Here is an 8,279-nt window from a genome sequence, read left to right on the forward strand (position 1 = left end):
CAGCGGGGCCCTCGCAAGACCCTGCTGTCGGTCTCTTCGCTACTGCAAGCCCTCAATGCTCGGAATGGTGGCGAAACCGGCGGCCAGTTCCTCGTCGGTGGGCACGTGGTCGGCCATGTCGCCGCGGTTATAGGCGTCGTAGGCTTTCATGTCGAAGTAGCCGGTGCCCGTAAGGCCAAAGAGGATGGTCTTTGCCTCCCCCGTCTCGGCGCAGCGACGCGCTTCCTCCATGGCTTGGAAGATGGCGTGGGCGCTCTCCGGCGCAGGCAGGATGGTTTCAAGCCGCGCGAACTCTACGGCCGCAGCGAAGATGTCGGTCTGGCGCACGGCCACAGCCTCCAGGTAGCCGTCGTGCTTGAGCTTGGATACGATGGGGCTCATGCCGTGATAGCGCAGGCCTCCCGCGTGATCAGGGCTTGGCTGGAAGCCGTTGCCCAGCGTGTACATCTTCGCGAGCGGACACGTGCGGCCCGTGTCGGCGAAGTCGTAGGCGAAGCGCCCACGCGTGAGCGAGGGGCAGCTTGCCGGCTCCACGGCCACGAAGCGCGTGTCAGGCCGCTCGCCGGTCAGCTTGTCGCGCATGAACGGCGCAATAAGGCCGCCCAAATTCGACCCGCCACCCGCGCAGCCAATCACAACATCCGGATACTCGCCCAGCTCTTCGAAGGCGGCGTAGCTCTCCAGGCCAATGATGGACTGGTGCAACACCACCTGGTTGAGCACGCTTCCCAGCGTGTAGCGGCCCTTGTTCTCGGGGATGTTGAGCGCGCGCTCAACGGCTTCCGAGATAGCCGTCCCAAGCGAGCCCGTGGAATCGGGATGTTCCGCCAGCATCTTGCGCCCGATCTCGGTGGTATCCGACGGCGAGGGCGTCACGCGGGCATCGAACGTCTCCATGATGTTGCGGCGGAAGGGCTTCTGCTCATAGGAGCACTTCACCATGAATACGTCCAGGTTCAGCCCAAAGTGCGCCGACGCCTCCGCCAGCGCCGTACCCCACTGGCCCGCGCCCGTCTCGGTGGTGATGCCGGTGAGGTCTTGCGCCTTGGCGTAGTACGCCTGCGCAATGGCCGAATTCAGCTTGTGCGAGCCAGACGTATTGTTGCCCTCAAACTTGTAGTAAATCTTCGCCGGCGTGCCCAGTGCCCGCTCCAAGTTGTACGCGCGACACAGCGGCGAGGGTCGGTAGATGCGATACATCTCCAGCACCGGCTCCGGAATGTCGAAGTACGCCGTGTCGTCATCAAGCTCCTGGCGCACCAACTCGTCGCAAAACACGGGCGCAAGGTCTTCCGGTGTGGCAACCGCGCCGTTCGGCAGGCGAATGGGCTCCGGCTTCTCCGGCATATCGGCCCGCAGGTTGTACCACTGCGTGGGAATTTGGTCTTCGCGCAGGTACAGGCGGTGCGGTGCGTTCTCGGTCATGATGGATCCCTTTCCTTCAAGCTCGTGCGGCGTCCCCGCCGCGTCGTATCCTTCCCCTCGCGCACAAAAAAGAGCCCCCGGATCTCCGAGGGCTCTTCTGTAAGTATGTGCGGAACAGAAGCCTATGCGAGACCCGGGATCAATGCCTTCTATTCCACCACCAAGCGCCGACCAGCAACGCGCAGAACACGAAGTCGGCGAACGCAGCTGTGTTGGCAGTGGCTAACAAGTAAGGCCATTCCTTTCGGATGTCGGGTCACGACGGCCAGTATAGCCACAAAGCACGGCGCGCGCAAGGTGCCTTTCAGGGGCCATTTGGTGCGCTCGCGGATAAATATCTCGTTACAACAGCATTTTTGGCCCCGTTATTCGCTCCATTGTAATAAAGTATACGAATACGTGACGCCATACGCTCGGGCGTGTGACGTGCGTAGGAGCCTAATGCTCAAAGGAGGGCCTCGCTCGTAAGCGAGGTTTTGAGGGAAGGAGACACCACCCTATGGAAAGTAAAAGTGCATTTAGCAGGCGTCAGTTCGTCGAGCTGCTCGGCGTGTCTGCGGCAGGCTTCGGCCTGGTCAGCCTCGCGGGCTGCGGTGGCGGCGATGACAAGGGCACAGAAACGCCCAAGTCCGATAGCGGCGCCCCCACCGATGGCGGCATGGCCGACACCATCACCTACAGCCTAACAGCTGACCCGCGCGCCCTTGACCCGGCGTACTTCGACGACGGCGAGTCCGCCGTTGTGGCCTGCAACATCTACGAAGGTCTGTACCAGTACGGCCTCAAGGACGCCAAGGTGGCGCCCTGCCTGGCCAAAGACCTGCCCGAGATCTCGGACGACGGCCTGGTGTACACCATCGCGCTGAACGAGGGCATCAAGTTCCACGACGGCGCCGACTTCAACGCCGACGCGGTTGTGAAGTCCATCGAGCGTCAGCTTGAGCCGAACCGCAACTCCGACATGCCCTACGCTTCGTTCGTGTTCGGCGAGGCCGAAGCGGGTTCTGGCGTTGAGAAGGTTGAAGCCGTGGACGACTACACGGTGAAAATCACCATGCGTGCCGCCAACGCCGCGTTCGTGAAGAACCTGGCCATGGCGCTGGCTTCCCCCATCGTGTCCCCGACGGCTGCTGCCGCCGCCACGCCGGGTCAGCCCATCGACAAGCCGGCCGGCACCGGTCCCTATAAGTATGTAGACTGGACCAAGGGTGCTCAGGTTGTTCTTGAGGCCAACGAAGAGTACTGGGGCGATGCTCCCAAGACGAAGAACATCGTCTTCAGGATTATTGCCGAGGGCAACACGCGTCTGACCTCGCTCATGAACGGCGAGTGCGACATCATCTCCAGCGTTGACCCATCTTCCGCCGACCAGATCACGAGCTCCGGCTTCGAGCTGTTCTCCGAAGACGGCATGACCATCAACTACATGGCCTTCAACACCGAGTCCGACAAGTGCAAGGATCAGGAAGTCCGCAAGGCTATCGCCCAGGCCATCAACGTCGAGGAAATGGTGAACGCCATTTACGGCGACTACGCCACCGTGGCGAACTCCGTCATGCCTCTGTGGATGGCTCCCTACGACAAGGACGTCAAGCAGACGGCGTTTGATCCCGAGGCCGCGAAAAAGACGCTCGCCGACAAGGGCATCACGTCGCTCACCTGCATCACCTACACCACCGCTCGCCCCTACAACCAGAAGGGCGGCCAGGATCTGGCGAACATGATCCAGGGCTACCTGCGCGAAGTGGGCGTTGAGGTCAGCATCACGCAGTACGACTGGACCACCTATAAGACCAAGGTGCAGACGGATCCCTACGACATCTGCTTCTACGGCTGGACGGGCGACAACGGCGACCCGGACAACTTCATGAACCTGCTCGCCGACACGAACTGGTCCATGAACGTGGCGCACTGGCAGGACGAGGAGTACAAGGCCCTCATCGCCGAAGGTCTGGCCACTCCCGATGGCGACGAGCGCGATGCCATCTACCTCAAGTGCGAGCAGATGGTTGCCGAGAAGCAGCCGTGGGTGCTCATCTCCCACTCCAAGAACCTGCTCGGCATTAACCCGAAGGTGAAGGATTTCTACTATCATCCCACGGGTGTCGCATTCTTCAAGGGCGTTTCCAAGCAAGCGTAAAGCCCTCAAAACGACACCCCGCCCCTCGCGGGGTGTCGTTTCCCACCGGTGTGGCCCTCACGTCATATTCTCGTAACGTGTGGGCCACAGTTGCGTTACACTGTCGTACGGTCGTATTCGATCCAACGATATCGCGCGCCGGGCAAACTCGACGCGCTTGAAGCCGAGGGCCACCGCCTTCGGCTTCATTCCTGTTTTCTACAGGGAAGGCAAGAAAGGAGCTTTATGCTCAAGTACATCCTCAAACGAATCCTTATGGTGATTCCCGTCTTGCTGGGTGTGACTGTCATTATCTTCTTGATCACGCGCGTGTTGGCCTCGGACCCGGCTCCGGTGGTTCTAGGCGAGCACGCAACCACAGAAGCGATGGCAGTTTGGCGAGCGGACAACGGGCTGGATGATCCCATCTGGCTTCAGTACGTGAACTTCGTGGTGAATGCCGTGCAAGGCAACCTCGGGTACTCGTATTACACCCACCAGCCAGTCACGGCTGAAATCGCCGCGCGCTTCCCCGCCACGGCCGAGCTTGCCATCTGCGCCATTATTGTGGCCACGCTTCTGGGCGTGTCGCTGGGCGTGCTGGCGGCTGTGAAGAAGAACAAGCTGGCGGATAACGTCAGTATGTTGGTGGCACTTATCGGCGTGTCCATGCCCATCTTTTGGTCGGGCATCTTGCTCATTTTGCTGTTCGCCGGCATCTTGCACGTGCTGCCGTCCAGCGGACGCGTCACACCGCTTTTGCAGCCAACCGGAGGAACCGGGTTCTTCATACTTGATACCATCATGCGCGGTAACTTCGAAGCGCTGGGAGACGTGCTCATTCACCTGATTCTTCCCACGCTGGCACTGTCTCTGTACTCCATGGCCATCATCACGCGCATGACGCGCTCAAGTATGCTTGAGACGCTGAACGCCGACTACATTCGTACGGCGCGCGCTAAGGGCCTGTCCAAGGGTTCCGTCAACATCAAGCACGCACTGCGCAACGCCATGTTGCCCATCTCCACGGTTATTGGCTTGCAGTTCGGCAGCTTGCTCGGCGGCGCACTGCTCACTGAGACCGTGTTCGCGTGGCCGGGCATTGGCAAGTTTGCCGTGGACTGCGTACTGAAGAGCGACTTCCCGGTGGTGCAAGGCATCGTGCTATTGGTGGCCGTCATCTTCGTCATCATGAACTTGGTTGTTGACATTATCTACGCCTGGCTGGATCCCCGCATCAAGTACGGCGCGAAGGAAGAGGGGTGATCGGCATGGCGAAGAAGCTTGCAACCGAGCCCAACGGCGTAGCGCTGCAGGGCGGGCAGCCCAAGGAGAAGCGCGAGAGCATCTGGAAGGATGTGTTCGCGGGCATTGTCTCCAACAAGGCGTCGCTTATCAGTGCCATCTTTATTATTGTATTGGCGCTTATCGCGCTTGTCACAAAGTTCTTTCCGCAGGTACTCCCCTACGACCCGTACGCGCAGAACCTGAGCGAGTCTTTGGTGGGGCCGTCGGCCGCGCACTGGTTCGGCACCGACATTCAAGGCCGCGACATTTTCTGCCGCGTGCTGGTGGGTACACAGATCACACTGACCGTGGGTCTGGCCGCGGTGGCCATCTCGCTCACCGTGGGCGTAATACTCGGTTCCATCGCCGGCTACAAGGGCGGCAAGTGGGACACCGTCATCATGCGCATCATGGACATGATGCTGGCCATTCCGTCCATCCTGCTGGCTATTGCCATCATGGCGGCGCTTGGGCCGGGCATTGAGAAGGCCGTTATCGCCATTGGCCTGGTGTCCATTCCGGAATACGCGCGTATCGTGCGCTCCGAGATTCTGTCCATCAAGGAAAACGATTACGTGGCTGCGGCGCGCGTGGTGGGCAACTCGAACTTTGCCATTGTTTTTCGCCATGTGCTGCCGAACACGTTGCCGTCCATTATTGTGCGTGCGACGCTTGGCATTTCCACGGCCATTCTGGACGCGGCGGCGCTCGGCTTCTTGGGCCTGGGCGTGCAGCCTCCGGCGGCTGAGTGGGGCGACATGCTGGGCCGCGGCCGCAACGAACTGTTCCAGGCTCCCTGGCTCATGATTTTCCCCGGTTTGGCTATTACGCTGACCGTGCTCGCGTTCAACCTGCTGGGCGACGGCGTGCGCGACGGTTTGGACCCCAAGGCAAGGAAGAGGTGATCCCATGTTGTTATCGGTGAAGAACCTCTCCACGGAGTTCCCCGTTAAGAAGGGCATTGTGCGCGCGGTCGAGGACGTGAGCTTCGACGTGGATTCCGGCGAGATTTTGGCCATCGTGGGCGAGTCGGGTTCCGGCAAGTCCGTGACCAGCCTGTCGGTGATGGGGCTTTTGGCTGAACCGGGGCATGTGGCCGGCGGCTCCATCGAATTTGAGGGCAGGGACCTGGTGGCGCTGTCGGAGAAGGAGTACCGCCAGCTGCGCGGCAACGACATGGCCATGATTTTCCAGGAGCCCATGACATCGCTGAACCCCGTGTATCGCGTGGGCAACCAGATTGTTGAGGCCATCCGCACGCACGAGAAGATTTCGAAGAAGGACGCTCGCGAGCGTGCGATTGACCTGTTGCGCAAGGTGGGTATCCCCTCGCCTGAGAAGCGCATCGACGACTACCCGCACCAGATGTCGGGCGGCATGCGTCAGCGCGTCATGATTGCCATGGCGTTGGCCTGCAACCCGAAGCTGCTGATTGCCGACGAGCCCACCACGGCGCTTGACGTGACCATCCAGGCGCAAATCCTGGACTTACTGCGCCGTCTGCGCGACGATACAGGCATGGCGGTGCTGCTGATCACGCACGACTTGGGCGTGGTGAGCGAAACGGCCGACCGCGTAGTGGTTATGTATTGCGGCCAGGTGGTGGAAGAGGCCGAGGTGCGCACGCTCTTCGACCATCCGATGCACCCCTACACGTTGGGCCTGTTGAAGTCGATCCCCCGCCTGGAGGACGACGACACGAAGCGCCTCTATATGATTAAGGGCATGGTGCCGAACCCGCTGGAGATGCCGCCGGGCTGTCACTTCAGCGACCGCTGCGATTCCTGCATGGACATCTGCCGCCAGAAGGTGCCGGGCTTGGTGGACATCAACGGCCACAAGGTGCGATGCTTCCTGTACGAGAACGCCGAGGGCGAGGCCAAGAGTGCTTCTGCCATCGCCGAGGCTGAGGCGGAGGCTATTGCGGATGCCGAGGCGGCCCGCGAGGTGGAAACCGCCGAGGCGCTGCTGGCGGCTGACGAACTGCGCGAGGCGGAGATTGAGGAAATCGAGAAGACCGAGGAGGCGGGCCGATGAGCGATACCAAGCAGACCGCGCCCGAGCAGGACATTCTGCTCGACGTGCAGCACCTTACGAAGCGCTTCGCCGCCGAGACGAACTTCTTTGGCCGCGCGACGTCGTACGTGCAGGCCGTTGATGACGTGAGCTTCCAGATTCGCCGTGGCGAGGCGTTTGGCCTCGTGGGTGAGTCGGGTTGCGGCAAGACCACCGTGGGCAAAATGCTGGTAAACTTGCTCACGCCCACGTCGGGCAAAATCATCTTCGACGGGCAGGACCTCACGGCCATGAAGCAGGCCGAGCGCAAGAAGTTCTGCCGCGACATTCAGCTGATCTTCCAGGACCCCTACGCGTCGCTCAACCCGCGCATGCGCATAGGCGACATTATTGCCGAACCTATTCTCACGAACAACATTCTGCCGAAAGACCAGGTGGAAGACCGTGTGAACGAGCTTTTGGAGTGCGTGGGCCTGGCGAACTACATGCGCAACCGCTACCCGCACGAGTTCTCCGGCGGCCAGCGTCAGCGCGTCGGTATTGCGCGCGCCCTGGCCGTGAACCCGAAGCTTATCGTGTGCGACGAGCCGGTGTCGGCTTTGGACGTGTCCATTCAGGCACAGGTGCTGAACCTGCTGGATGACTTGAAGGAACAGTTCGGGCTCACGTATTTGTTCATCGCGCACGGCTTGAACGTGGTGAAGCATGTGTCCGACCGCGTGGGCGTGATGTACCTCGGCAAGATGATGGAGATTGCGCCGAAGAAGTCGCTGTACGCCGACCCGCTGTCGCCGTACACGCAGGCGCTGCTGTCGGCTATTCCGTCGGTTGACCCGGCCAGCAAGAAGGAGCGCATCATCCTTGAGGGCGATGTGCCCTCGCCTATTGACCCGCCAGCGGGCTGCCGCTTTGCGGGTCGCTGCTTTGCCAAGGTGGACGGCTGCGACGAGGTTATGCCGCCGCTGGTTGAGGTGAAGGAAGATCATTGTGTGGCCTGCCATCGCTACGATGAGGGTGGGCCGGGGACGGCGGTTATTGGGTAACTCCCTGGATTCAACCTGCGACGGGGTGCCTCTTCGGCATACTCAAGTCGCTCGAACAGTCCTGACTCGCACGGAGGCCCCACTGGGGCCTCCGGCTCGTGCGGAACTCGCTTGGTTGAGCACGCCGAAGAGGCACCCCTGGGTTGGGACTTTTATCCAACCTGATGTCCCCGCCCCTCCCTCTCTCCGCTTTCCCCTTTTAAAAAGTGTGACGCGCTTCGCGCTGACTATTACGCCAAAAGGCATTCGCTTTTCCCATCATCATGACGGGGGGCATTCCCTCATAAGTAAACATTACCTGTTAGGTAACCCACGTAGTCCAGCTATAAAGAGTCAATAGGTAATTCGGGGTTTTTCTCGTTTGTTTTGGCTGCTTTTGATGACTGGAT

Annotated in this window: 6 protein-coding genes; 5 read left to right on the forward strand and 1 reads right to left on the reverse strand. The window is 60.7% G+C overall.

Going from position 1 to position 8,279, the window contains the following annotated elements; genetic code table 11:
• Positions 1-39 precede the first annotated feature (39 nt).
• On the reverse strand, positions 40-1,425 hold the full coding sequence (locus QNJ86_RS13035) for a TrpB-like pyridoxal phosphate-dependent enzyme (RefSeq protein ID WP_283833077.1): 1,386 nt from the start codon (positions 1,423-1,425) through the stop codon (positions 40-42).
• 499 nt (positions 1,426-1,924) lie between these two features.
• On the opposite strand from QNJ86_RS13035, the gene QNJ86_RS13040 reads away from it, so the two are divergent.
• The 5 genes from QNJ86_RS13040 (at position 1,925) to QNJ86_RS13060 (ending at position 7,890) form a co-directional block, all read left to right on the forward strand.
• Positions 1,925-3,565 (forward strand): ABC transporter substrate-binding protein, encoded by a 1,641-nt coding sequence (locus QNJ86_RS13040; protein ID WP_283833078.1) that lies wholly within the window; start codon positions 1,925-1,927, stop codon positions 3,563-3,565.
• 225 nt (positions 3,566-3,790) lie between these two features.
• Complete coding sequence (locus QNJ86_RS13045) at positions 3,791-4,810, forward strand: ABC transporter permease (protein WP_283833079.1); 1,020 nt, start codon at positions 3,791-3,793, stop codon at positions 4,808-4,810.
• 5 nt (positions 4,811-4,815) lie between these two features.
• Positions 4,816-5,736 carry a nickel transporter permease gene (gene nikC / locus QNJ86_RS13050; RefSeq protein WP_283833080.1) on the forward strand — a complete coding sequence of 307 codons (921 nt, stop codon included), beginning with the start codon at positions 4,816-4,818 and terminating at the stop codon, positions 5,734-5,736.
• 4 nt (positions 5,737-5,740) lie between these two features.
• On the forward strand, positions 5,741-6,868 hold the full coding sequence (locus QNJ86_RS13055) for an ABC transporter ATP-binding protein (protein ID WP_283833081.1): 1,128 nt from the start codon (positions 5,741-5,743) through the stop codon (positions 6,866-6,868).
• Complete coding sequence (locus tag QNJ86_RS13060) at positions 6,865-7,890, forward strand: ABC transporter ATP-binding protein (protein WP_283833082.1); 1,026 nt, start codon at positions 6,865-6,867, stop codon at positions 7,888-7,890. Before QNJ86_RS13055 ends, QNJ86_RS13060 begins: the two co-directional genes overlap by 4 nt.
• The last annotated feature ends 389 nt before the right edge of the window (positions 7,891-8,279 follow it).

Source organism: Gordonibacter faecis, assembly GCF_030077735.1.
Classification (GTDB): Bacteria; Actinomycetota; Coriobacteriia; order Coriobacteriales; family Eggerthellaceae; genus Gordonibacter; species Gordonibacter faecis.

Coding starts and splice junctions, on each gene's coding strand:
- QNJ86_RS13035 (WP_283833077.1), bottom strand. CDS start 1,425: ATGACCGAGAACGCACCGCACCGCCTGTACCTGCGCGAAGACCAAATT.
- QNJ86_RS13040 (WP_283833078.1), top strand. CDS start 1,925: ATGGAAAGTAAAAGTGCATTTAGCAGGCGTCAGTTCGTCGAGCTGCTC.
- QNJ86_RS13045 (WP_283833079.1), top strand. CDS start 3,791: ATGCTCAAGTACATCCTCAAACGAATCCTTATGGTGATTCCCGTCTTG.
- nikC (WP_283833080.1), top strand. CDS start 4,816: ATGGCGAAGAAGCTTGCAACCGAGCCCAACGGCGTAGCGCTGCAGGGC.
- QNJ86_RS13055 (WP_283833081.1), top strand. CDS start 5,741: ATGTTGTTATCGGTGAAGAACCTCTCCACGGAGTTCCCCGTTAAGAAG.
- QNJ86_RS13060 (WP_283833082.1), top strand. CDS start 6,865: ATGAGCGATACCAAGCAGACCGCGCCCGAGCAGGACATTCTGCTCGAC.